Raw genomic sequence first — 22435 nt, forward strand, 5'->3', positions numbered from 1 at the left:
CGACATCGAGTCTTCGCGGCGCGAGAGGTCCCGGCCTCCGCCGCGAGGCCGGGGAACGGGCCGGCCAATTCCTCCCCGCGACCCTTGTCGGCACGAGTTGGCTGTGGTAGGTCCGCGGTCTCGTGGTCCTCCACGGAACCTTCACAGGTCTCACCCGGAATTCCCACACCCGGGCGATACGGTCGAAACCATGACCCAGCGCAGCGTGCTCGTCGTGGAGGACGACCGGACCATCGCCGACGCCGTCACCGCCCGATTGCGTGCGGAGGGATATCAGGTCTGGACGGCATCCGACGGTCCCGCCGCCGTCCGTGACTGCGCCGCCCACCGGCCGGACCTCGTCGTACTCGACCTCATGCTGCCCGGCTTCGACGGACTCGAGGTGTGCCGCCGGATCCAGGCGGGCCGGCCCGTTCCGGTGTTGATGCTCACCGCCCGCGCCGACGAGACGGACATGGTGATCGGGCTCGGGGTCGGCGCCGACGACTATCTGAGCAAGCCGTTCAGCATGCGGGTCCTCGTCGCCCGGGTCGCGGCGTTGTTGCGACGCACCGACCGGTCCGCCGCCGGACCCGACTCCGACGTACTGACCGTCGGCGACGTGACGATCGACCTGATCACCCGGCGAGTTCGCGCGGGCGCCGACGAGATCCACCTGACCCGTACCGAATTCGATCTGCTCGCCCACCTGGCGTCCCGTCCCGGCGCGGCGATGGCCCGCGACGCCCTGCTCGAACAGGTGTGGGGGTGGGGCGCGGGCGCGACCAGTCGCACGGTGGACAGTCATGTCAAGGCGCTGCGCCGCAAACTCGGTGGTGACCTGATCCGCACCGTGCACGGCGTCGGCTACGCGGTCGAGCAGACCGGTCGGGTGTCGTGATGGCGTGGCCGAGGCCGCTGGACCCACTGCGTTCCTTCAAGGTCAAGACCGGACTGCTCGTCGTCACCTCGGTGTTCGCGGCGTCGGTGACGTTCTGGTTCGCCTCGAAGTGGCAGTTCCGATTCGCGCTCGGTGTCGCGCTCCTCGTGTCCCTCGCTGTCACACAGGTCCTCGCGCACGGAATGACGTCGCCGCTGCGGGAGATGACGGCCGCCGCCCGCGCGATGGCGACCGGCGACTGGTCGCGTCGCGTCCGCTCCACGTCCCGGGACGAGATCGGTGAACTCGCCCAGGCGTTCAATCAGATGGCCGAGGATCTCGAGGCCGACGACAGGTACCGCCGCGAGCTGATCGCGAACGTGTCCCACGAACTTCGCACCCCGATCGCGGCCCTGCAGGCGGTGCTCGAGAACGTCGTCGACGGGGTCGCCGACCCCGATCCGGCAACACTGCGCACCGCACTCGACCAGACTGAACGACTCGGGGCGCTGGTACGGGACCTGCTCGACCTGTCGCGGCTCGAAGCCGGTGTCGTTCCGGTGCACCGCACCGACTTCGCGGTCGATCCGTTCCTCCGGCGGGTGGTCGACGAGCACACCGATCCCACTGCCGCAGTGGACATTCGGATCGACGTCCAACCGGCGACGCTGCGCGCCACCGCGGACACCGCTCGCCTGCACCAGGTCGTCGCGAACCTCGTCGACAACGCGCTGCGGCACGGGGCTTCGACGCAGGTGCTCGTGCGTGCCGAGGCGGGAGCCGGGCCGGGGTCACTGGTCCTCGACGTGCACGACGACGGTCCCGGGATCGCGCGCCAGGACCGGGCCGGGGTGTTCGAGCGGTTCACCCGGGGCGGCGCGGCAGGCGGCGGCACGGGGCTCGGGCTCGCCATCGCCCGCTGGGCGGTGGACCTGCACGACGGCCGGATCGGGGTCCTCGACACGCAGTCCGGCTGCTGTATCCGGGTGGAACTGCCTCCCACCTGACCTCTCACGACGAAGCGGGGCGTGGACCGTCGGTCCGCCGTCCCTCGATGACGCCTGCCCGCAGTCGGGTGGGCGCCCAACGGAAGGAACGCGTCATGACCACACCGAAGACGGTCACCGCACCGAAGGCCGCTCCCGCATCGAGGACATCCCGATGGGGTGCGCGGGTGTGGCGCCCCGACCGAACGTCGATCGCGCCGACCGCGACGGTGACCGCCGCCGCGGTGGCCGGACTGCTTGCGGCACTGACCTTGCGGGCGGGAACGCCGAGTGTGGCGTACCCGCTTGCGGGGATCGCGGTGATGGGCACGGTGGTGGCGGCCGGGCGTCCGCGTCCCACACGCGGTCACCTGGTGGCGGCCGTGACGGTCCTCGCGCTGCTGTCGGTCGCGGCGATCCGCGGGGCCGGTTGGCTGGTCACGCTGTGCGTGATCGCCGGCTGGACAGTCGGATCGGCGGCGCTGCTCGGGGTCCGCACCTGGACCGGGATCGGCCTGGCGCCCGCGGCCCCGTGGCTCACTCCGGGGCGGGTGACTGGCTGGCTCCGGCGTCGCCGCCGACGCGGATCCGGCAGCGCGATCCGAGCGGGCCGCATCGCCGGAGTCGTCACGATCACGGTGGTGCTGATCGGGGTGTTCGGACTGCTGTTCGCGGGAGCCGATCCCGAGTTCGGCCGGCTCCTCGGCGGCGCCGTCCCGACCGTCCGGACCGACGACCTGTCCGCGGCGATCGTGACGGGCGCCGCCATCGCGGCGGTGTCGTTGGCGTCGGCCTACCTGTGGCGCAGGCCGATTCGGCTCGACGCTCTGGCCCCCGCGGCGGGACGCCGCGTGCCCTCCTGGGAATGGGCGGTGCCCGTGCTGGCACTCGACCTGCTCTTCGCGGGTTTCGTTGCGGTGCAGGTTCGCGTCATGTTCGCCGGTGACGGGCACGTCCTGTCGACGCCGGACCTCACGTACGCCGACTACGCCCGGCAGGGGTTCTGGCAGCTGTGCGCGGTGACCGCACTGACGCTGATCGTCATCGCGGTTGCCGTCCGGCGGATCGACCTCGTCGTGCGCCGCGACCGCATGCTCGCGCGGCTGCTGCTCGGGTCCCTGTGCGTGCTGTCGATCGTCGTGGTCGCGTCCGCGCTGCATCGGATGTCGTTGTACGAGAACGCCTTCGGATACACGCGGCTGCGGCTCGCGGTGTGGGTCGTCGAACTCTGGTTCGGGACGGTGTTCGCCGTCCTGCTGATTGCGGGTATCCGGATGCGCGGCGCGCTCCTGCCCCGCATCGTGCTGGGGTCGGCCGTCACAGCGCTGCTCGCCTTCGCCGCGGTGAATCCGGACGGCTACATCGCGGACCGCAACGTCGACCGGTACGACCGGACCGGTGAGATCGACGTGACGTACCTGCGGAGTCTGTCGGTCGACGCTGTGCCCGCGCTGGACCGGCTCCCCGAACCGCTGCGCTCCTGCACGCTGATCGCGACGAGCACGACACCGGACGCGTGGTACGAATTCAACGCCGGCCGTGCCCGGGCCCGCGACATCCTGCAGGAGCGGCCCGCCGACCCGCTCGCGGTGTGTGTCAGCCCTTCCGCAGGCTGGTGAGCACCGCGTCGTGCAGCAGACCGTTGCTCGCCACCGCGTTGCCGCCGTGCGGTCCGGGCGTTCCGTCGAGGGAGGTGAACCGTCCGCCCGCCTCCCGCACGAGCAGGTCGAGCGGGGCGAGGTCCCACAGCGACACCTCGGGTTCGGCGGCGATCTCGAGCGCACCCTCGGCGAGCAGGCAGTAGGAGAGGAAGTCGCCGTAGCCGCGCACCCGCCACACCGCGTCCGTCAGGTCGATGAATCGGTCGCGAATACCGAGGTCCCGCCACCCCGACAGGCTCGAGAAGCTCAGGCTCGCCGACTCGAGGCGATCGACTCCCGACACCGCGATCCGCTTCGGATCGCCGCTCTCGAACGTCGCGAACGCGCCCGAGCCCTCCGACGCCCACCAGCGGCGGGCCAGGGCCGGTGCGCTGACGACGCCGACGACGGGGACGCCGTCCTGCAGCAGTGCGATCAGCGTCGACCACACCGGCACGCCGCGGACGAAGTTCTTGGTGCCGTCGATCGGATCGACGACCCATTGCCTGCCCTCGAACCGGGCTTCGCCGCCGAACTCCTCACCGAGGACGGCGTCGTCCGGCCGTTCCTGCGACAGGATCGCCCGCACCTGCCGCTCGACCGCGAGGTCGGCGTCGGAGACGGGCGTCAGGTCCGGCTTGTCGTCGACGTGCAGGTCGAGGGCGCCGAACCGGTCGCGGGTGATGGCGTCCGCGGCGTCGGCGATGCGCAGGGCGAGCAACAGGTCGGCGGAGAAGTCGGTCACGGGTGCACAGATTACCGGCGCACACCGGAGGTGCCGCACACTCCGTGCGCACGATCCACGAAGCCGCGCATCGTGTGCACCGAGTGGGGGGCAAACACTGCCGGAATCAGGCCGTGGCGGTGACCTCTCGGAGCAGTCCCGTCGCGACATCGAACACGAACCCGCGCAGCGACGTCGTCGCCGTCACGAACGGGCTGGTCTCGATGCGGCGCAGCGACTGCCGCACGTCCTCGTCGAGATCGCCGAACGCCTCGGCCGCCCACGCGGGCTTGATGCCGATCTCGTCCTGGATGGATCGCTTGAAGTCGTCGTCGGTGAAGGTCAGCATCCCGCAGTCCGTGTGGTGGATCAGGATGATCTCGGTGGTCCCGAGCAGTCGCTGGCTGATCGCGAGGGACCGGATCTCGTCGTCGGTGACGACGCCGCCCGCATTCCGGATCACGTGCGCCTCGCCGTCCTTCAATCCGAGGATCCGGTACACGTCGAGGCGGGCGTCCATGCACGCCACCACGGCGACGTGGCGGCTCGGTGGCAGGGGAAGTGGGCCGGTGAAGGTGCGTGCGTAGTCGGCGTTGTTCTTCAGGTAGTCGTCGGTCACAGTCATCGTCGGCTCCGATCGTCGGGACAGAAATGATCCGTGCATCGAACGCCCGGGCCGTGATCCGCACAAGGGTTCCGCGCACCGCGACGGCAACGATCGGCGGCGGGCGGCAAGTCGGTCGGTCCGACCCGGTAGCCTTGATTCTCGTGCATCCCGACGTTTCCGCTGACCTCGCCGAGCTCGACACCACTCTGACCACCGTCGAGACGGTGCTCGACGTCGAGGAGCTGCGCCGCCGTATCGACGAGCTCGAGCACCAGGCTGCCGACCCGGACCTGTGGAACAACCAGGAACACGCGCAGCAGGTCACCAGCCAGCTCTCCCACGCGCAGGCAGAACTGCGCCGTGTCGAGGACCTGCGGTCGCGGCTCGACGACATGGAAGTGCTGTACGAGCTCGCGGAGGAGGACGGCCCCGACGCCGTCGCCGACGCCGACGCCGAGCGGCACAAGCTCCGCGAGGACATCGCCGCGATGGAAGTCAAGACGATGCTCTCCGGCGAGTACGACGAGCGCGACGCCCTCGTCAACATCCGCGCAGGCGCGGGCGGCGTCGACGCGGCCGACTGGGCCGAGATGCTGATGCGCATGTACATCCGCTGGGCCGAGAAGCACGGCTACGGCACCGAGGTCTACGACACCTCGTACGCGGAAGAGGCGGGCATCAAGTCGGCGACCTTCGCGGTGAAGGCCCCCTACGCGTACGGCACCCTCTCCATCGAGATGGGCACCCACCGCCTCGTCCGGATCAGCCCCTTCGACAACCAGGGCCGCCGCCAGACCTCCTTCGCCGAGGTCGAGGTGCTGCCCGTCGTCGAGACGACCGACCACATCGACATCGACGAGAACGACGTCCGCGTCGACGTCTACCGCTCGTCGGGACCGGGTGGTCAGTCCGTCAACACCACGGACTCCGCGGTCCGTCTCACGCACATCCCGACCGGCATTGTCGTCACCTGTCAGAACGAGAAGTCCCAGCTGCAGAACAAGGTGTCCGCGATGCGGGTGCTGCAGGCCAAGCTCCTCGAACGCAAGCGGCAGGAGGAGCGCGCCGAGATGGATGCGCTCAAGGGCGACGGCGGCAGTTCGTGGGGCAACCAGATGCGCTCCTACGTCCTGCACCCCTACCAGATGGTCAAGGACCTTCGCACCGAGTACGAGGTCAACAACCCGTCCGCGGTCCTCGACGGTGACATCGACGGCTTCATCGAGTCCGGCATCCGGTGGCGGATGCGGGGAGAGCAGGACTAGGTGTCCGTGCTCGCGATCGGGTGGGGCCCGGAGACCAGCAACTTCGAGCAGTGGCTGAAGTCGAGTGGCCTCGAAATCGTCCTGTACGTGCTCGGTGGCCTGCTCATCGGCCGGTTCCTGTCCTGGGCGGGCAATCGTGTCACCGATCGCATCGACCAGAACTACAACATGGGCGACGCGCTCGTCCGATCCGAGGCGACCAAACATCGCCACGCGCTCGCCCAGGTCATCACCTGGGTGCTCGTGACCATCGTGTACACCCTGGTCTCCATCGAGGTGCTGCAGCGGCTCGGCTTCGCGATCGGGAGCCTCGTCGCACCTGCCACCGTGCTCGGTGCCGCGCTCGGTTTCGGCGCGCAACGGGTCGTCCAGGACATCCTCGCCGGGTTCTTCATCATCGCCGAGAAGCAGTACGGCTTCGGTGACGTCGTGCAGATCGCGATCACCGGGTCGGGTGAGGACGCCTCCGGCACCGTCGAGGACGTGACCCTGCGGGTGACCCGACTGCGGTCGTCCGACGGCGAGGTCATCACCGTCCCGAACGGTCAGATCGTCAAGGCGGTCAACCTGTCGAAGGACTGGGCCCGCGCAGTGGTCGACGTGCCGATCCCCGCGGGCGCCGACCTCAACCACGTCAACGACGTCCTCCGATCCGTGGGGCGGGACGCGTTCGCGGACCTCGACCTCGAACCGCTGCTCCTCGACGAGCCGAGCGTGATGGGCGTCGAGTCGATCCAGGTCGACACCGTCAACATCCGGATGGTTGCGCGCACCCTGCCCGGCAAGCAGTTCGAGGTGGGTCGCGCACTGCGGATCCGGGTTGCCGCCGCGCTGCGCAGGGAAGGCATCTTCATCGGACCCGACCTGACGATGGACCAGGGAGACGCGACATGACGCGCCCGGACGAGCCCGTGACGACGAGTGCGGACGAGGCATACGGGACGAAGTCCCGATGGAAATGGTCGTGGCCGCATCACGTCGGACGCTTCCGCACATCGACGGTGGTGCTGGTTGTCGCCTTCCTCGGCACCGCGCTGCTGCGCGGGTACTTCATCGAGCCCGAAAAGGACGTCCAGCAGACCGGCGGTACGGCACCCTCGGAGACCACCACCGAACCGCATCAGCAGGCCCCGACGTCGTCGCGGACGTCGACGACGACGACACCGCCTCCGAGTTCGACGACGGAAGCGGGATCGGCAACCACAACCACGCAGACCCCGACGACGTCACCTCTGATCGTGCTGCCCCCGGGCCTGGTCCCGTCCGGCGTCGAACTGCCGCCGGGTGTTGCGGTCGAGACCACGACGACGCCTGCCGCGCCGACTGCGACACCGCCGACCACCACGGCGACACCCTGACTGGGAACGGGCGCCTGTTCGCTGTGGTGTAGCCACCGTGATGGGCGACTCGCGCCCCCGGAGACGCCCGGTGCCCGGCCGGGGTCGTGTCTAGACTGGCTCCTCGTGATCAGCGTGGAGAATGTGTCCAAGTCCTACAAGGCGTCCTCGCGGCCGGCGTTGGACAACGTGAACGTGTCGATCGACAAGGGTGAGTTCGTCTTCCTGATCGGGGCGTCCGGCTCGGGTAAGTCCACGTTCATGCGCCTGCTCCTCAAGGAGGAGAGCCCCACGTCGGGCGACATTCACGTCTCCGAGTTCCACGTCAACAAGCTGTCGGCGCGCCGAGTGCCGAAGCTGCGGCAGTCGATGGGATGCGTGTTCCAGGACTTTCGTCTGCTCACCCGCAAGACCGTCGCCGAGAACGTCGCCTTCGCGCTCGAGGTCATCGGCAAGCCGCGCGCCATGATCGACCGGACGGTGCCCGAGGTGCTCGACCTCGTCGGCCTGTCCGGTAAGGCCGACCGCCTCCCGAACGAACTGTCCGGCGGTGAGCAGCAGCGGGTCGCGATCGCACGGGCCTTCGTCAACCGGCCGTTGGTCCTGCTCGCCGACGAGCCCACCGGCAACCTCGACCCCGACACGAGCGGCGACATCATGTTGCTGCTCGAACGGATCAACCGGACCGGCACCACCGTCCTGATGGCCACGCACGACAACCACATCGTCGACTCGATGCGCCGCCGGGTGGTCGAACTCGACCTCGGCCGCGTGGTGCGAGACGAGGCGAGGGGGGTCTACGGCGTGGGGCGCTGACGCCCCGCCCCGCCGAAACCGCCCCGACTCACGAAGGACCACCACTTCGATGCGCGCCAGCTTCATCTTCAGCGAGGTCTTCACCGGACTGCGCCGCAACATCACCATGACGATCGCGATGATCCTCACCACCGCGATCTCCCTCGCCCTGTTCGGCGGCGGACTGCTCGTCGTGCAGATGGCGGGTAAGACGCAGCAGATCTTCCTCGACCGGGTCGAGGTGCAGATCTTCCTCACCGACGACGTCTCGACCTCCGACCCCGGCTGCACCGAGGACCTCTGCCGCGGACTGCGTGAGGACCTCGAGAACACCGACGCGGTGGTGTCGGTGCAGTACCTCAACCGTGAGGACGCGGTCGCCGACGCCAAGGAACGCGTCTTCAAGGATCAGCCCGAACTCGCGTCGATGGTGAGCCCGGAGGCCCTGCCCGCGTCGTTCAAGGTGCGGCTCGACGACCCCGACCGATTCGGAGTGATCGAGGACTCGTTCGCGACGAGGCCGGGCGTCGACAGCGTGCTCAACCAGCGCGACCTCGTGGAGCGTCTGTTCAGTGTGCTCGGCGGTATCCGCAATGCCGCGTTCGCCATCGCCGTCGTCCAGGCGATCGCGTCGATCCTGCTGATCGCCAACATGGTTCAGATCGCGGCGTACACCCGCCGCACCGAGGTCGGCATCATGAGGCTCGTCGGTGCGACGCGTTGGTACACACAGCTGCCGTTCCTGCTGGAGGCCGTCGTCGCGGCGATGGTCGGCGCGGGCCTCGCCATCGCGTCGCTGTTCACCGCGAAGAGCATGTTCGTCGACGACGTTCTCGCGGACGTCTACGACGCGAACATCGTCGCCCGGATCTCCAACAGCGACGTGCTGCTCGTTTCGCCGATCCTCGCGTTCGTCGGTGTCGGAATGGCCGCGGTGACCGCCTACGTCACGCTGCGCCTGTACGTCCGGGAGTAGTCGCGCACGACCTGCGACGGGGCGACGCGCGCGAGGAGAAAACCAGTTGGTGTCGCGCGCCCTGTCGCAACTATCGTGGAGGTGACAGCCAGATCCGGCGGCGATGACGTCGCCGGAGTTTTCGTGGACCGGAGGGCCCGCACGTGAAGGAAAAGGGCCGGAAGGTCATCGCCACGAACCGTAAGGCGCGGCACAACTACACCATCCTCAGCACCATCGAGGCGGGAATCGCTCTCGTCGGAACCGAGGTGAAGAGCCTGCGCGAGGGCAAGGCGTCGCTGGTGGACGCGTTCGCCACCGTCGACCACGGCGAGGTGTGGCTGCGCGGTCTGCACATCCCCGAGTACGGGAGCGGGAGCTGGACGAACCACTCGCCGCGACGCACCCGCAAATTGCTCCTGCACCGGCGCGAGATCGACAGCCTCGTCGGCAAGTCGCGGGAGGGGAACCAGACACTGATTCCGCTGTCGATGTACTTCAGCGACGGCAAGGTCAAGGTCGAACTGGCACTGGCCAAGGGCAAGCAGGACTACGACAAGCGTCAGGACATCGCGCGTCGCACCGCCGAGCGCGAGGTCACGCGCGAGATCGGCCGGCGCGTGAAGGGCATGAGCCGCTGACCCGGATCGCCCTTCCGTGACCTCGGTCCTGCTGGCCCTGGTCGCGGCAGTTTCCTACGGGGTCAGCGACTTCATCGGGGGCCTGGCGTCGAGGCGAGTCGCCGCGCTGCGCGTCGTGCTCGTCTCCTATCCGGTGTCACTGCTCATGGTGCTCGCCGTCGCGCCGTTCGCAGGCGGTGAGGTGACGCGGTCGGCTGTCCTGTGGGGTGCGGCGTCCGGGGTCGCGGGAGGCCTCGCCGTCTGGTGGTTCTATCTGGCGCTCGCCGACGGACCCATGTCGGTCGTGTCGCCGCTGACGGCGATCCTGGTCGCGGGCCTCCCGGTCGGCGTCGGGTTCGCGACGGGGGAGCGGCCCGGCGTGCTGGCGGTCACCGGAATCGCGCTCGCGCTGATCGCGGTCGTGCTCGTGAGCCGCGAGACACCCGAGGCGGCGGGCGAAGCGGTGGACGGGCACCGAGCCCGGTTCACGCCGACGGTGGCGTGGCTGACGGTCGGCTCGGGTTTCGCGTTCGCGCTGGCGTTCATCGGGCTCGACCGGATCGGTGACGACCCCGGACTGTGGCCGCTGGCGATGTCGCGGGCCGCTGCCACCGTCGTCGTGTGGGCCGTCGCGGCCGGTGCGGGTCAGTTCCGGTTGCCGCCGCGCGATGTCGCGCGGCTCGCGATCGGGATCGCCCTGCTCGACGTGGTCGCGAACGGCGCGATGATGTACGCGTTCTCGGGCGGAATGCTGTCGCTCGTCGCGGTCATCGGTTCGCTGTATCCGGCGGCGACGGTGCTGCTGGCGATGACGATGCTCGGCGAACGGGTCGGCAGGCTGCAGCAGGTCGGCATGGTGCTCGCCGTTGCCGCGGTCGCGATGATCGCCGTGGGGTGAGGGGAACCCTCGCCCGGTCCGCCAGCTCTCGGATCCGCTTCACACGAGGGTGCGGGCGACCGAGGTGGGCATCGGCTCGTACCGCAGGTGGGCTCGGGCGAACTCGGCGGTGCCGTGGGTGAGTGATCGTAGGTCGACCGGGTAGCGGGCCAGTTCGATCTCCGGGACCTCCGCGCGCAGCAGCGCCGTGCCCGGCTCGGTCGTCTCGGTGCCGAGGACGTGACCTCGCCGGGCGGACAGGTCGCCGAGGACGGCGCCGAGATAGTCGTCGGGCAGGATCACCCGGATCGCCGCGACCGGTTCGAGCAGCCGAATCTCCGTGTGCCCCGCCGCGTCCTTGAGCGCGAGCGCCGCCGCCGTCTGGAATGCGGCGTCGGAGGAATCCACCGAGTGGGCCTTTCCGTCGACGAGGGTGACCCGCACGTCGACCAGTGGGTTGCCCGTCGCGACTCCCGACGCGAGTTGGGTGCGGACCCCCTTCTCGACCGACGGGATGAAGTTCTTGGGGACCGATCCGCCGACGATCTTCACCGCGAACTCGAATCCGGAACCCGCGGGCAGCGGCTCGACCTCGAGGTCGCAGATCGCGTACTGGCCGTGGCCGCCGGACTGTTTCACGAGCCGCCCGTGGCCGCTCGCACTGCCCCCGAACGTCTCCCGCAGCGCCACCCGGTAGGGGACGGTGTCGACGTGCACACCGTGCCGGGTGCGCAGGCGGTCGAGCGTGACCTCGGCGTGCGCTTCGCCGGTGCACCACAACACGATCTGATGCGTCTGCGGGTTCTGTTCGAGCCGTAGGGCCGGATCCTCGACGACCAGCCGCGCCAACGCCTGCGACAGCTTGTCGTCGTCGGTCTTGCTGTGCGCCTCGACGCCGATCGGGAGCAGAGCCGCGGGCAACGGCCACTGCGGCATCGGTGCGGCGGCGGGGTCGTCGGCGAGGGTGTCCCCGATGCGGGTGGACGCGACCTTCGGCACGCACACGATGTCGCCTGCCTGCGCCTCCGGGACCGGGTGCGTGGCCTTGCCGAACGGCCCGGACAGCGTCGTCAGCCGGTCGTCGGCGGCGCCGTCCGCGCCGATCACCTGTATGTGCGTGTCCGGACGCAGCGTTCCCGCGTACACGCGAACGAGGTTGATCCGGCCGACGTAGGCGTCGCCGGTGATCCGGATGACCTGCGCGGTCAGCGGGGCGTCGGGGTCGGCCGCCGGTCCGGGGCCGACGCGGTGGGTCGGGTCCGGGAACGACCCCGCGATCAGGTCGAGGAGTTCCGCTGTCCCGAAACCGGTGTCGGTGACCGCGAGCGCGGGGTGCAGGGTGCAGTCGACGATCTCGTGCCGCAGGCCCGCGAACAGTGCGTCGGTGTCGAGGTCCTCACCGGCGAGGTACCGCTCCATCAGTGTGTCGTCGAGGCCGGAGATCGCTTCGACGAGGCTCTCCCGCGCGGCGGCGGTGTCCGGGGCGCCGTCGGTGTCGCCGTACCCGCGACCGGTGAGCAGGTCGACGGATCCGGACGGGACGCCGTCGCGCAGGACCGGCTGGTACACGGCGCGCAGGGTGTCCGCGCCGAGCCCGAACGCGTCGTGGCACAGGGTGAGGATGTCGTCGAAGCTCTCGCGGGCCTGGTCGAGTTTGGACACCACGATCGCGCGGGGAACCCCGGCGTCGGCGGCCTCGCGCCACAGCGCCCGGGTGGCCGCGGTGACGGGGTCCGTCGCGGACACCACGAACACCCCGGCGTCGGCGGCTCGGATCCCGGCACGCAGTTCCGCGTCGAAGTCGGGATGCCCGGGCGGGTCGAGCACGTTGATCCGGACGCCGTTCCAGTCCAGGGGGAGTACCGACAACTGCACCGAGCGCTGCTGTGCGTGCTCGATGTCCTCGAAGTCGGAGACCGTGGTGCCGTCGACGACGCGTCCCGCCTTGGTGATCGCGCCCGCCGTCAGCGCGAGCGACTCGGCGAGCGTCGTCTTCCCGACCCCACTGCAGCCGACGAGGACGACGTTGCGTATCTGCTCGGTGGCAGGCGCGGACCGGGGGGAGCGTGACGATGATCGGTCGGCCACGTCGGGCCTCCTCACGGCGGCTGTGCCACCTGTGTCGGTGCCCCGGCCCGTCGCGTCGGCGGTGCCGGCTCGTCTCGTCGAGTCTAGGCGCGGTCGGCGCCAGGATCCGGACGATTCGACCGCGCGTGCCCCAGCCGTGACCTCAGCGCGCGACCCGCTCCCACATCTGCAGATACGCCTCGGCGCCCCGGCTCATGTCGTCGATGATCTGGTCCCCGTCCGCTCCGGCCGCGTTCCGCATGTCGGCGATCCAGTCGGGGATCAGGCCGTACTGCGCGACCCCGTCGGTGTTCAAATCGAAGACGCGCTCGCCGGTGCGTTGACGGTCCATGACCGTGCCGCCGTCGAACGTCGTGTACGGGTACGCCAGCGGATTCTCGTCCGCGTCCTTCCGGGGTGCGGCCTGCGGGCCGAAGCCGTTGGTGTCCGCGCCGTAGCCGAAGCCGAAGTAGTAGTCGTCGCTGCGCTGTTCGCGGGCCTCACGCCAGGAGGCGATGAAGCCCTCGTTGCGCTCCTCCTTCGGATCCTGGCCGGGTTCACGTTCCTGGGGGTCGAGTTGACCGGCGTAGAGCGCCACGAAACCGCCGAGCGCATAGATGCGCTTGTAGAGCAGAGGATCCGACCAGCTGTGGCTGGACACGACGCCGGAGTACCCGGCTTCCTCGAGGATGTCCAGCGTCGCGTCGGCCGTCTTGACGCCCATGTGGTCGATGTCGACGATCATGCCGCGGTCCATCATTCCGCGAATCATGTGCTCGCCCAGCGGAGTCAGGCCGCGGACGTTGCACAGCGGGCCGTCGGGGTAGACCGGTGTCGTGACGCCGGGCGGCAGCGCCGCGAGTGCTTCGGCGGGACCGTCGCCCGCGGACAGCAGCTTGTTGTCCTTCTCGGGTCCCGTGCAGGGCTCGGCCTCCCAGAACTTGCCGGTGCCGAGGAAGTTGCCGGCGTTGACCGCGACGCCCTGCACTCCGGGGTCGAAGCGAACGCCGCCGAACGCGTTGTCGAACTTGTGCGTGACGATCATCTGCCGTACGCCGAGCGCGTACACCTCGTCGAGGCCGCGGTCGATGTCGGCCTCGGTGCATTGCGGGACCCCGTCCTGGACGCCGCATCCGAAGGGCTCCGACACCTCGATGCCGAGGGTCACGGCGAGCTTGCCCTCCGCGGCGACTCGGCGAACCTCCTCCGGGGAGCGGACGATCCGGAACCAGCCGCGGCCCGGGCCGCCGTACTGGGCGTCGACGTAGTCCTGGATCTCGTGTGCCTGCGCGGCCTGGGCGCGGACAGTGTCCATGTCGTTGCAGGACCTGCTCTTGAGCGGGTACACCTCGCACAGGACATGGTTGTTCACCAGCAGGTTCGTGAAGATCCGCAGTCCGCCGCGCCAGGCCCGTTCGACCCACTTGTAGTACGTCTGCTCGTGGGTGAGCGAGTCGTGGGACGGGAAGTCGGTGAACGTGGGCCAACCGGTGGTGTCGTGGGTCTCGAACGGGCTGCCCTGGGAGATGACGTTCTCGAGCAGCGCCGGCAGGCCGTCGCTGCCGTGGTCCGCGCAGTCCTGCAAGGCCTTCGTGATGCCCTGCGGATCGTAGGGAGCCCCGCAGTGCACGTCCCCGCCGATGAACAGGTTCGCGTTCATGTGCACGTGGGTGTCGATGAACCCGCGCACCTCGCCGTTCGGTCCGGATCCGGACAGCGGCGTCCCGGTCGCGTTGACCTCGGAGTCGGGGAAGTCTGCGCAGCCGGCGGCCGGAGTCAGCGTGAAGCGGCCACCCGTCGGGTCGAGGCCGGGGTCGCTCGAGAACAGCAGGCCGTCGTGTGCGGTGAGCTGGTCGCCGGTGTCGGTCGCGGTGAGGCTGTAGACACCGTCGGTGTGGGTGAGGGTCCAGTCGGTGGCGGGCGTCGCGTCCCGAGTGGGCACCACGGAGTTGCCGCCGTCGTGGGCGAGGAGATCGCCGCCGCGGCCGTAGAGCATGAACCGGCCGAGCTGGGCGGCGTGCAGGCGGAACGGTTCGGCCTCGCCTGCGGTCGCGGCGTCGACGCGGTAGCCGTCGGGTGTGAGTCGGGTGAACTTCCCGGTGGGCTCGGACTGCAGCGCGTAACACCCGTTCGCGAGGCCGTACACCGGATCATCGCCCGGGACGACGGGCGACGGCCCGGGTGCGGCGGCGGCGGTCGCGGTCGCGGCGACGAGGGCAACGGCGATCCCGATAGCGGGGATGACGCGGCGAAGGCGGGCTGCGAGTGTCACTGTGTCCGACGTCTCCCGGTTGGGTGAATGTGTGGTTAATCATCTACCGATTTTGTTCCGCAGCGTAGAGATCATCTGGACGAATGTCCAGGTTTAGGCTCGGAACACACCCGGACGAAATACAGGGATGAAATTTCCCCTCCGAGGCGTTACAGTGTGTGGTCCCAGCAAGTTGCTGGGGGCGTACGGGGCTGAACGGTTTCGACTGCGTACGTTGAGTCAGGGGAAGCGTGTCGGTGCAGGCAAGAGACCACCGTAAGCGTCGATGCAACCAATTAAGCGCCGATTCCAATCAGCGCGACTACGCTCTCGCTGCCTAAGTAGCGAAGCGTGTCTGTCAGTCCGATCTCGCCCTCGGGTCGGGTACTGGCATCAGCTAGAGGGCTTCACCGCACGGCTCGGTCACGGAGTCGGACGGGACATCAAACAGTGACTGGGATCGTCATCACGGCTTGTTCGCGAGACCGGGAGATCCAAGTAGAGGCATAGCGAACTGCACACGGAGAAGCCCAGGCGAAGCTGCGTAGGACCCGGGTTCAATTCCCGGCAGCTCCACGAGAAGGCCCCCACCGGTACACCCGGTGGGGGCTTTTCGCATGCCCCGAAAGGTCGGCGGCGCCCGCGGCTACGCTTGCCCGCGTGGAACCCGACGTACCCGACCCGAACGAACCCGACCCGAACGTCGATTTCGCGCACACCGACCAGGCGGCGCGGCGACGCCACGAGAAGGCGCTCGGCCTGGCGCGATTCGTGTGGGACCGCGCGATCACCGGCACCGAACTGCTCGCGCTGTCCGACGAGCGTCTCCGCAAACTCGCCCGCGAGGCCGGTGCGAATCCGCCGAGCTCGAAGGAGACCTGGACCGTCGTCGCAGGGCTGCTCGACGAGAAGACCAGGTGGGCGCAGGCGCATCCCGACGATCCGCGATCGGTCCCTGCGCACGCCGACGAGAAGATCACCTGGGTCAAGCCACCGCTGCCGCCGTGGCCGGGACGGTGAAGGTCAGCAGTTACTGGGTGTCGCTGCACCCGCGAACCGTGCATTGAGGAATCCGAACGCCCCGGGGATCCCCTCGATCGCGGCCGGACCGTGGTCCCCGGGCAGGACGTCGAGTTGCACCGGGGTGCCCCGCGCGCACCAGTTCCGCATGGTCGCCGCGGTCGCGCCCACCGGCGCGAGGACGTCGTCCGCGCCGTGCCACGCGAATACCGGCACACTGGGTGCTCCGGGGTAGTTCAGCAGGCTGTTCTCGTCGAAGACGGCCCGCATCGGCGGCGCCAGGACCCGGTCCGGATACTGGGCCACCTCGTTCGTGCTGTGCCCGGCCCCGTCGGCGATGATCTGCTCTGAGCAGGCGTTGGCGATCCGGTCGCGCAGCGCCGTCCCGGCCGGCGTCAGGAACGGTGAGACCTCCATCCGTCCCGCGTACTCGCGTTCGAGTCCGAGCGTCGCGGCGAACGCGAGCCCGAACAGGGGGTGCGGACCGCCTCCGAGTCCGGCCGCCATCTGACTCAGGTCGGCGGGCACCCCACCCTGCGCGGAGCCGACGATCGGCAGTTCCGGTGCATAGGAGGGGGCGAGTGCGGCGGCCCATCCGGTCGCCATTCCGCCGCCCGAGTAACCGACGAGCCCGACCGGGCTGCGCACCAAGCGCATCTCGGGGAGCCGCTTGACCGCGCGGATTCCGTCGAGCACGATCTGCCCGCCCAGCTTGGCCGCGCCGTACGCGCTGGTCGGACCGAGGTGATCGGGGAGTGCGACCGCCCACCCGCGCAGCAGCAGCGGTGCCAGGGCGGGCGCCTCCTGGAGATCGCCCGTGAACAGGGTGTGCGACGGTCCGCACTGGGTGCCGAGCGAGTTGATGATCGCCTGGTACGAGACCAGCGGCCGGTCGACGCCGCCGCGCGGCACCATCACCGTTGTCGTCGCGGCGATCGGGGTGCCCGACGAGTTCGTGGACCGGAAGAGCACCTGCCAGCCGTCGGCGTTTCCGTAGCGGGAGACGTCGACGGGTCGCACGCGAAGCACGTCCCCGTTCCCGCGGGCCGCGAGATCCGGCGGCGCCGAATAGAACTGATCGGGGTCGGCAGCGGGGTAGATCGGCAGGGCTTGCGTGGGTGGAGTCGAGAAGAGGAGACAGGCGAGCAGTGCGAGTGCGGCGGCCGTGGACCGCCCGAGCAGAGTGCGCATGGAAGTCCCTTTCCGTGTCTCAGGGTAAACGCTTCGACGCGCCGCCACCCGGTTCGCCGCGGAATCATCCCCGCGCGAAGTCGCGGACTGCGTGGTGCAGCGCCGCGCTCACGGCCGCGAAGGCCGGTCGCGACCGGCTGCCCTGCCTGCACGCGATCCGGGTGCGGCGGTGAAGGGGAAGCGCGGTGAGGGCCACCGCTGCCGGGACGTCGATCGCCCCGAGTTGGGGCACCAGCGCGACCCCGCCGCCGGCGGCGACGAGGTCGAGGACCGCGCCGAAGTCGTCGACACGGTGCGCCACGCGCGGCTCGAATCCCTGGGACTGGCAGGTGCGCAGAGTCATCGTGTGACAGAGGGTGCCCGGATTTCCCGCGATCCAACGACTGTCCGCGTGCGCGCGGACCGCGGTCAGATCCGCCGAGTCGCGCGGCCGTGCGGTGGTCGCCAGGTACACGACCTCGTCCAGCAGCGGTTCGAGTTCGACGCCCGGTCCCGCGATGGACGGGACATTGTCGTACTCGTGGACCAGCGCGACGTCGAGGTCGCCGCCGCGCAGCAGGTCCGGCACGTCGGCGGGGTCCACCTCGACCACCGACATCGCGAGGTCGGGGTGGGTGCGGCCGAGGTCCGCCATCGCGGGCAGCACGACGGTGCGCAGTGCGGTGGGGAAGGCGCCGAGCCGCACGGTCGAGGCGGTGCCCGCGGTGTCGGCCGCGAGTGCGGCCTCGGCGCGTTCGAGTTCGGCCAGGACGCGTTCGGTGTGGTCGACGAGAACCGATGCGGTCGGGGTGAGACTGACCCGACGTCCGGTGCGGTTCAGGAGTTTTCGGCCCGTCTCGCGTTCGAGGGCGGCGAGCTGCTGCGAGACCGCGGACGGTGTGTAGGACAGTGCCTCCGCGACCGCCGCGATGGTGCCCAGTCGGTCGAGCTCGCGCAGCAGCCTGAGTTTGCGCACATCCAGCATCAGTTCAGCTTACGCACAGAGTTGGAAAGAGTAACTGGAACTTTGTTGGGGGCGGCCCGAGACTGGATTCATGACCTTCCGACCAACCGGCATCTTCGTTGCCCTCGTGACCCCCTTCACCGACCGCGGCGACGTCGCGACCGCGGACCTCGAGCGACTCGCCCACACCGTCATCGACCAGGGCGCGGCGGGCATCGTGGCGCTCGGCACGACCGGCGAGTCCGCGACACTCGGTCCGCAGGAACGCAGCGACGTCGTCAGGATCTGCGCCGCGGTGTGCCGCGAGCGGGGAGTCCCGATCGTGGTCGGGGTCGGATCCAACGACACCGCGGGCACGGTCCGCGATGTCGCGAACCTGCACGCGGACGCCGACGTCGACGCCGCCCTCGTCGTGGTTCCGTACTACAGCCGTCCGTCGGAGGCCGGGGTGGTGGCGCACTTCGAGCACGTCGCCGATCGCAGTCCGCTCCCGCTGATCCTCTACAACGTGCCGTATCGCACGGGTCAGGGCATCGGCTGCGAATCGTTGCTGCGGCTGGCGGAACACCCGCGGATCGTCGGCGTCAAGCAGGCGGTCGGCGCCATCGACACCGACACCGCGCGGCTGCTCGCACACGCCCCCGACGACTTCGCCGTCCTCGCGGGGGAGGACACGCTCGTCTCACCGCTGCTCGCGATGGGTGCCCACGGCGCCATCCTGGCGACGGCGAACGTCTGCACCCGCGAGTTCGCCGAACTGTTCGACCTGTGGCGCCGCGGCCGGATCGCCGAGGCGCGTGACCTCGGCAACCGGCTCGTCGACCTCGCCTCCGACCTGATGTCGGAACCGAACCCGACGCGGATCAAGGCGGCACTCGCCGCGCAGGGTCGCATCGGGACGGCGAACGTCCGCCTGCCGCTGCTGACCGCCCGAGAGGTGACAATGCCCGAGGCTCCGCCCGAGAGGCCCGAACCGGTCGCCGTCAGTACGCGGTGATGATCGGGCCCGGCGTCCACAGTCCGGAGCGCGTCGCCGTTCCGGTGTCGACGCGGGCCGGAACGGCGTCGCGGTCCAGCGGCACGAACTGCTCGATCGAACCCCAGTCACGATCCCAGTCGTTCGCGAGGTACGACGGAATCGTGCGGGCCCCCAACAGTATTCCCGTCCAGCCGAGCGGGCCGCCACCGTTGTGGTCCTGCCACAGATTCGTCGAGATCGCCCCGTGCCGGTCCGGGAGGATCCGGTACCCGGGTACCTGCGCGACCCCGTCCCGGTGCAGCATCTGCGCCTGGCACGGGAAGTTCAGGCCGACCGCCCAGTCCAGCAGGACCGGTGTGTCGGAGCCGACGACCTCCTGCAGCGTGTTGGTCTGCGGGACGCGCGGCGGGGTGAAGGCGAGCCACTGGTCTCCGGCGATGTCGTTGTCGACGGCGACGATACGCACGACGTCGGCTTCGGCGGGGAGCCGGTCGAGCGGTACCCGCAGGTTTCGCCACGACGGGGTGGGACCGAGGTCGATCGGGCCCGTCGAGCCGAGTGCGCGGACTCCCGCGCCGTCGGTGACGCCGTACTCGACGTCGAGACGCTGCCCGTAGGTGGCGACGCCGTCCGCGTCGACGGAGTACACGCGGCCCGCGGCGGCGATGGAGATCAGGTCGCCGCGCGACCCGTCCGCGTCGGCGTCGGGGAGGCGGTACCAGTCGGTGGTGACCTGGGCGGCGCCGGTGGCGCCGAAGCTACCGAGCACCGGTGTCGTGGCAGGTGTGAGTCCGAACGGCAACGCGACGGTCGACCCGTTGACGCCCTCGCCGCCGAATCCGCCGCCCGTGCCCGCACCCGCGGTGGGGGCGGGGGAACCGTCGTTGTCGACGGTGTTCGCGGTGCCCGCGTCCTTGCCCTCGTCGTCGGGCGTCAGGTCGGCCGCGACGCCGTTCGGGGTGAAGCCGTCACCGCCGCCCGCGGCGAGGGCGCCGCCGACGTCACCGGAGAGCGGTTGCAGCACCCCGGCATTCGGGTCCGTCTCCAGCAGGGCGTCGTTCGCGAGCCCGCAACTGTTTCCTGCGAGGGCGTCGATGTTGGAGCGGGCCACAGAGTATGCGGGGTACTGGGAGACGGCGCCCTTCGCGAGGGAGAGGACCTCGAACAGGACGAGCGCGGCCGCGGCAACGGTCAGCGGCGGAATGGACCACAGCTTGCCGGGGTCGCGACTGCGATCGGCCGTCGGGTGAACGTGGTACCACGCGGCGACGGCCAGCAGGCCGAGAGTGAGCGCGAGGAACACCGTCGCGAAACCGAATCCGGCGACGGACGGGGGCTTGTCCCACCACGGAATGCCGTAGCTGGAGACGTACCACCAGCCGTTCTGGCTCGCGAACGACATCGTCACCACGAAGGAGACGGCCGCGGCGAACAGGGCCCGGTTGCGCCGGGACCGCAACACGGCAGGCGACACCGCGATCGCGGCGACCACGGCGACGGATGCGGCGAGGCCCGCGTAGATACCGAAGTGGTGGGTCCACTTGGTGGGCGCGAACATCATCAGCACCATGGCGCCGAGGGTGATGCCGACGATCCGGCGGCTCGGCCCCTGCGCGGTGCCGGGGATCTGGCCGCCGCGACGCAGGATCGCGATGATCACGGTCGCCAGGCACAGCACCATCGTGAAGACGGCGAAGCGGCGCGAGAGCGATCCGTCGACGGTGATCTGCAGCAGGTACTGGTACCGCAGGTACTCCGTGAACCACTTCTCGTTCGGTCCGATGGCATGGACGTGCTGCATCTCCAGCACGCCTGCGAGGGTCTGGTCGGCGAACACGAACGCCATCACCGCGAGCCCGGACGCGACGATCGGCAGCAGCACGGCGAGGTAGCCGGCGGTCCGCGCGCGGTCCGCGATGATGCGCGCGACGGGCCGCGCACCCGCGATGAGAGCGGCGAAGCAGATGATGCCGGACGGCCCGGCCGTCACGGTGATCGCGCCGACCACCACGGCCATGGCGGCCGGGAGCAGCCGCCGGGTTGCGACGGCGCGTTCGACCGAGCACCAGGTGGCGAGGACTCCGACCGCGACGATCGGCTCCGGGCGCAGCCCGTTGTTGAACGGCAGCCAGAACGCGAGGAACACGAGCGCGCCCGCCAACAGCGGACCGCGGGACGCCCGCGCCGCGGCGCCGAGCCGGGGGGCGATCTCGCGGCTGATCAGCCACCAGCCGAGCAGGCCGGCGCACAGGGCGGGCAGCCGCATCCAGATGCTCGCCGTCGACACGTGCGTCATCCACGCGAGAACGTCGTAGAACGGGGTACCGAACGGCGCCTCGGGGACACCGAACCAGCGGAAGTAGTTGGCCATGTACCCGGCCTCGCCCGCCGCGCGGGCCATGCCGAGCTGGTAGCCGTCGTCGGCGGTGTTGGCGCCGATCACGTGCCACACGAGAAGCGTGCCGACGACGAGCGCGTCGATGCGGGTGAAGCTCCACCAGCGCGTCGGAAGGAACCGCCGGGAGCGGCGTCCGTCGGCGGCATCGATGCGGTGCAGCGCGACCAGTGACAGTGCCGCCGCGAGCAGCGCCAACACCATCGCGGCGAGCTTGAGCGGCGTCGGGGAGCTCGTGAACCGGGTGTCGAGCTGGGCGGTCACCGACAGGCCGTCGGGCGCGTCACCGGTCAGGTCCGAGAACACCCCGACCATCTGCGGGCGGAGGTCCTCGTCGAACGTCGTCGTCGAGCCGTTCAGTCCGACCGTCGTCCCGGCGGACTCGGAGTGGACGGTGACCGCGCAGTCGGTGCCGAGCCCGTCGAGCGGTTCCGACAGCAGCACCCGGTCACGGGCGATCACGTCCAGTCGGGGGGAGTCCCCGCCGACGACCTTCGCGACGAGCCCGTACCGTTCGGCGTCCGGTGCGCCGACCGGGGAGGTCGACGTGACGACCCCGCCACCCGACAGCTGCCGGACCGCCGTACAGGGAATGGCGATGTCGAGGTCCGTCGGCGCGTACGACACCAGCGGTGCCGTGATGCCGGTCGTCGTGCCGTCCTGCGGCCAGGACAGGCTCGCGGTCGTCTGCCGGACCGGGAGAAACGGGATCGACACGGCGAGCACGATGCTCACGAGCGCGCTGATCGTCGCCACCAGGCGCGGGCCCCGCAACGCGGTGCGCAATGCCGCCGATCGGTCGCCGTCCGGGGGTGGGAGCGGCGGGTCGGCGAGCGTTCTGGTGGCGGTCACGTGTCGGAATGCTAACGACCCGCGCGCTGCGTCTTGCAGACCCGCAGGTCGGGGCGTTGCTAGCCTGGTCCG

19 protein-coding genes and 1 other RNA gene are annotated in these 22435 nt (G+C 69.9%); 13 read left to right on the forward strand and 7 right to left on the reverse strand.

The features are described 5' to 3' along the window. Positions 1 to 190: 190 nt before the first annotated feature. The 3 genes from FFS72_RS10690 to FFS72_RS10700 all read left to right on the forward strand — a co-directional run bounded on the left by FFS72_RS10690 (position 191) and on the right by FFS72_RS10700 (position 3464). Complete coding sequence (locus FFS72_RS10690) at positions 191 to 880, forward strand: response regulator transcription factor (RefSeq protein WP_171018626.1); 690 nt, start codon at positions 191 to 193, stop codon at positions 878 to 880. Next, positions 880 to 1866: a HAMP domain-containing sensor histidine kinase gene (locus FFS72_RS10695; RefSeq protein WP_137873933.1), complete on the forward strand. Its 987-nt coding sequence runs from the start codon at positions 880 to 882 to the stop codon at positions 1864 to 1866. Before FFS72_RS10690 ends, FFS72_RS10695 begins: the two co-directional genes overlap by 1 nt. A 95-nt stretch (positions 1867 to 1961) precedes the next feature. Continuing rightward, positions 1962 to 3464: a DUF4153 domain-containing protein gene (locus FFS72_RS10700; protein WP_137873934.1), complete on the forward strand. Its 1503-nt coding sequence runs from the start codon at positions 1962 to 1964 to the stop codon at positions 3462 to 3464. On the opposite strand, the gene hisN is transcribed toward FFS72_RS10700, so the two are convergent. Then, on the reverse strand, positions 3442 to 4230 hold the full coding sequence (gene hisN / locus FFS72_RS10705) for a histidinol-phosphatase (RefSeq protein ID WP_137873935.1): 789 nt from the start codon (positions 4228 to 4230) through the stop codon (positions 3442 to 3444). The two genes, FFS72_RS10700 and hisN, sit on opposite strands and share 23 nt — an antisense overlap. A 106-nt stretch (positions 4231 to 4336) precedes the next feature. After that, positions 4337 to 4834, reverse strand: coding sequence for a beta-class carbonic anhydrase (locus FFS72_RS10710; RefSeq protein ID WP_137873936.1), 498 nt, complete (start codon positions 4832 to 4834; stop codon positions 4337 to 4339). A 143-nt stretch (positions 4835 to 4977) separates the two neighbouring features. Here FFS72_RS10710 and prfB point away from each other — a divergent pair, with 143 nt between their 5' ends. The 7 genes from prfB to FFS72_RS10745 all read left to right on the forward strand — a co-directional run bounded on the left by prfB (position 4978) and on the right by FFS72_RS10745 (position 10686). Next, entirely contained in the window at positions 4978 to 6081 is a 1104-nt protein-coding gene (gene prfB / locus FFS72_RS10715; RefSeq protein WP_050065222.1) for a peptide chain release factor 2, read from the forward strand. A 6-nt stretch (positions 6082 to 6087) separates the two neighbouring features. Further along, positions 6088 to 6975 carry a mechanosensitive ion channel family protein gene (locus FFS72_RS10720; RefSeq protein WP_249353248.1) on the forward strand — a complete coding sequence of 296 codons (888 nt, stop codon included), beginning with the start codon at positions 6088 to 6090 and terminating at the stop codon, positions 6973 to 6975. Next, entirely contained in the window at positions 6972 to 7439 is a 468-nt protein-coding gene (locus FFS72_RS26415) for an Rv3103c transmembrane domain-containing protein (RefSeq protein WP_171018627.1), read from the forward strand. The genes FFS72_RS10720 and FFS72_RS26415 overlap by 4 nt, the downstream gene beginning before the upstream one ends. A gap of 105 nt (positions 7440 to 7544) precedes the next feature. Then, positions 7545 to 8234 carry a cell division ATP-binding protein FtsE gene (gene ftsE / locus FFS72_RS10730; RefSeq protein WP_050064773.1) on the forward strand — a complete coding sequence of 230 codons (690 nt, stop codon included), beginning with the start codon at positions 7545 to 7547 and terminating at the stop codon, positions 8232 to 8234. Positions 8235 to 8283: 49 nt separating this feature from the next. Continuing rightward, positions 8284 to 9189, forward strand: a complete 906-nt coding sequence (gene ftsX, locus FFS72_RS10735; protein ID WP_137873937.1) for a permease-like cell division protein FtsX — start codon at positions 8284 to 8286, stop codon at positions 9187 to 9189. A gap of 143 nt (positions 9190 to 9332) precedes the next feature. After that, a complete protein-coding gene (smpB, locus tag FFS72_RS10740) occupies positions 9333 to 9809 on the forward strand; it encodes an SsrA-binding protein SmpB (RefSeq protein ID WP_137873938.1) in 477 nt (158 codons plus the stop codon). A 16-nt stretch (positions 9810 to 9825) separates the two neighbouring features. After that, positions 9826 to 10686, forward strand: coding sequence for a DMT family transporter (locus FFS72_RS10745; RefSeq protein ID WP_171018628.1), 861 nt, complete (start codon positions 9826 to 9828; stop codon positions 10684 to 10686). Between the two features lie 39 nt (positions 10687 to 10725). Here the strand turns inward: FFS72_RS10745 and FFS72_RS10750 are convergent, their stop codons facing one another. Beyond that, positions 10726 to 12753 (reverse strand): elongation factor G, encoded by a 2028-nt coding sequence (locus tag FFS72_RS10750; protein ID WP_137873939.1) that lies wholly within the window; start codon positions 12751 to 12753, stop codon positions 10726 to 10728. A gap of 142 nt (positions 12754 to 12895) precedes the next feature. Beyond that, complete coding sequence (locus FFS72_RS10755) at positions 12896 to 15004, reverse strand: amidohydrolase family protein (protein WP_137873940.1); 2109 nt, start codon at positions 15002 to 15004, stop codon at positions 12896 to 12898. Between the two features lie 187 nt (positions 15005 to 15191). Between FFS72_RS10755 and ssrA the strand changes: the two genes are divergently transcribed. Next, positions 15192 to 15562, forward strand: a transfer-messenger RNA (tmRNA) gene (gene ssrA / locus FFS72_RS10760). Between the two features lie 81 nt (positions 15563 to 15643). After that, complete coding sequence (locus FFS72_RS10765; protein ID WP_137873941.1) at positions 15644 to 16003, forward strand: hypothetical protein; 360 nt, start codon at positions 15644 to 15646, stop codon at positions 16001 to 16003. A gap of 3 nt (positions 16004 to 16006) precedes the next feature. On the opposite strand, the gene FFS72_RS10770 is transcribed toward FFS72_RS10765, so the two are convergent. Beyond that, entirely contained in the window at positions 16007 to 17194 is a 1188-nt protein-coding gene (locus FFS72_RS10770; protein WP_137873942.1) for a lipase family protein, read from the reverse strand. A 64-nt stretch (positions 17195 to 17258) separates the two neighbouring features. Next, positions 17259 to 18158 (reverse strand): LysR family transcriptional regulator, encoded by a 900-nt coding sequence (locus FFS72_RS10775; protein WP_137873943.1) that lies wholly within the window; start codon positions 18156 to 18158, stop codon positions 17259 to 17261. A 70-nt stretch (positions 18159 to 18228) separates the two neighbouring features. On the opposite strand from FFS72_RS10775, the gene dapA reads away from it, so the two are divergent. Continuing rightward, positions 18229 to 19134, forward strand: coding sequence for a 4-hydroxy-tetrahydrodipicolinate synthase (gene dapA / locus FFS72_RS10780; RefSeq protein WP_137873944.1), 906 nt, complete (start codon positions 18229 to 18231; stop codon positions 19132 to 19134). Here the strand turns inward: dapA and FFS72_RS10785 are convergent. Next, on the reverse strand, positions 19121 to 22363 hold the full coding sequence (locus tag FFS72_RS10785) for an arabinosyltransferase domain-containing protein (RefSeq protein WP_137873945.1): 3243 nt from the start codon (positions 22361 to 22363) through the stop codon (positions 19121 to 19123). The genes dapA and FFS72_RS10785 overlap by 14 nt on opposite strands. Positions 22364 to 22435 lie beyond the last annotated feature (72 nt).

This window comes from Rhodococcus sp. Q, assembly GCF_005503035.1.
Taxonomy (GTDB): Bacteria; Actinomycetota; Actinomycetes; order Mycobacteriales; family Mycobacteriaceae; genus Rhodococcus_G.

Bases quoted from the DNA above. Each gene is read 5' to 3' on its own strand.
- FFS72_RS10690 (WP_171018626.1), top strand. From the start codon at position 191: ATGACCCAGCGCAGCGTGCTCGTCGTGGAGGACGACCGGACCATCGCC.
- FFS72_RS10695 (WP_137873933.1), top strand. From the start codon at position 880: ATGGCGTGGCCGAGGCCGCTGGACCCACTGCGTTCCTTCAAGGTCAAG.
- FFS72_RS10700 (WP_137873934.1), top strand. From the start codon at position 1,962: ATGACCACACCGAAGACGGTCACCGCACCGAAGGCCGCTCCCGCATCG.
- FFS72_RS10710 (WP_137873936.1), bottom strand. From the start codon at position 4,834: ATGACTGTGACCGACGACTACCTGAAGAACAACGCCGACTACGCACGC.
- FFS72_RS26415 (WP_171018627.1), top strand. From the start codon at position 6,972: ATGACGCGCCCGGACGAGCCCGTGACGACGAGTGCGGACGAGGCATAC.
- ftsX (WP_137873937.1), top strand. From the start codon at position 8,284: ATGCGCGCCAGCTTCATCTTCAGCGAGGTCTTCACCGGACTGCGCCGC.
- FFS72_RS10770 (WP_137873942.1), bottom strand. From the start codon at position 17,194: ATGCGCACTCTGCTCGGGCGGTCCACGGCCGCCGCACTCGCACTGCTC.
- FFS72_RS10775 (WP_137873943.1), bottom strand. From the start codon at position 18,158: ATGCTGGATGTGCGCAAACTCAGGCTGCTGCGCGAGCTCGACCGACTG.
- dapA (WP_137873944.1), top strand. From the start codon at position 18,229: ATGACCTTCCGACCAACCGGCATCTTCGTTGCCCTCGTGACCCCCTTC.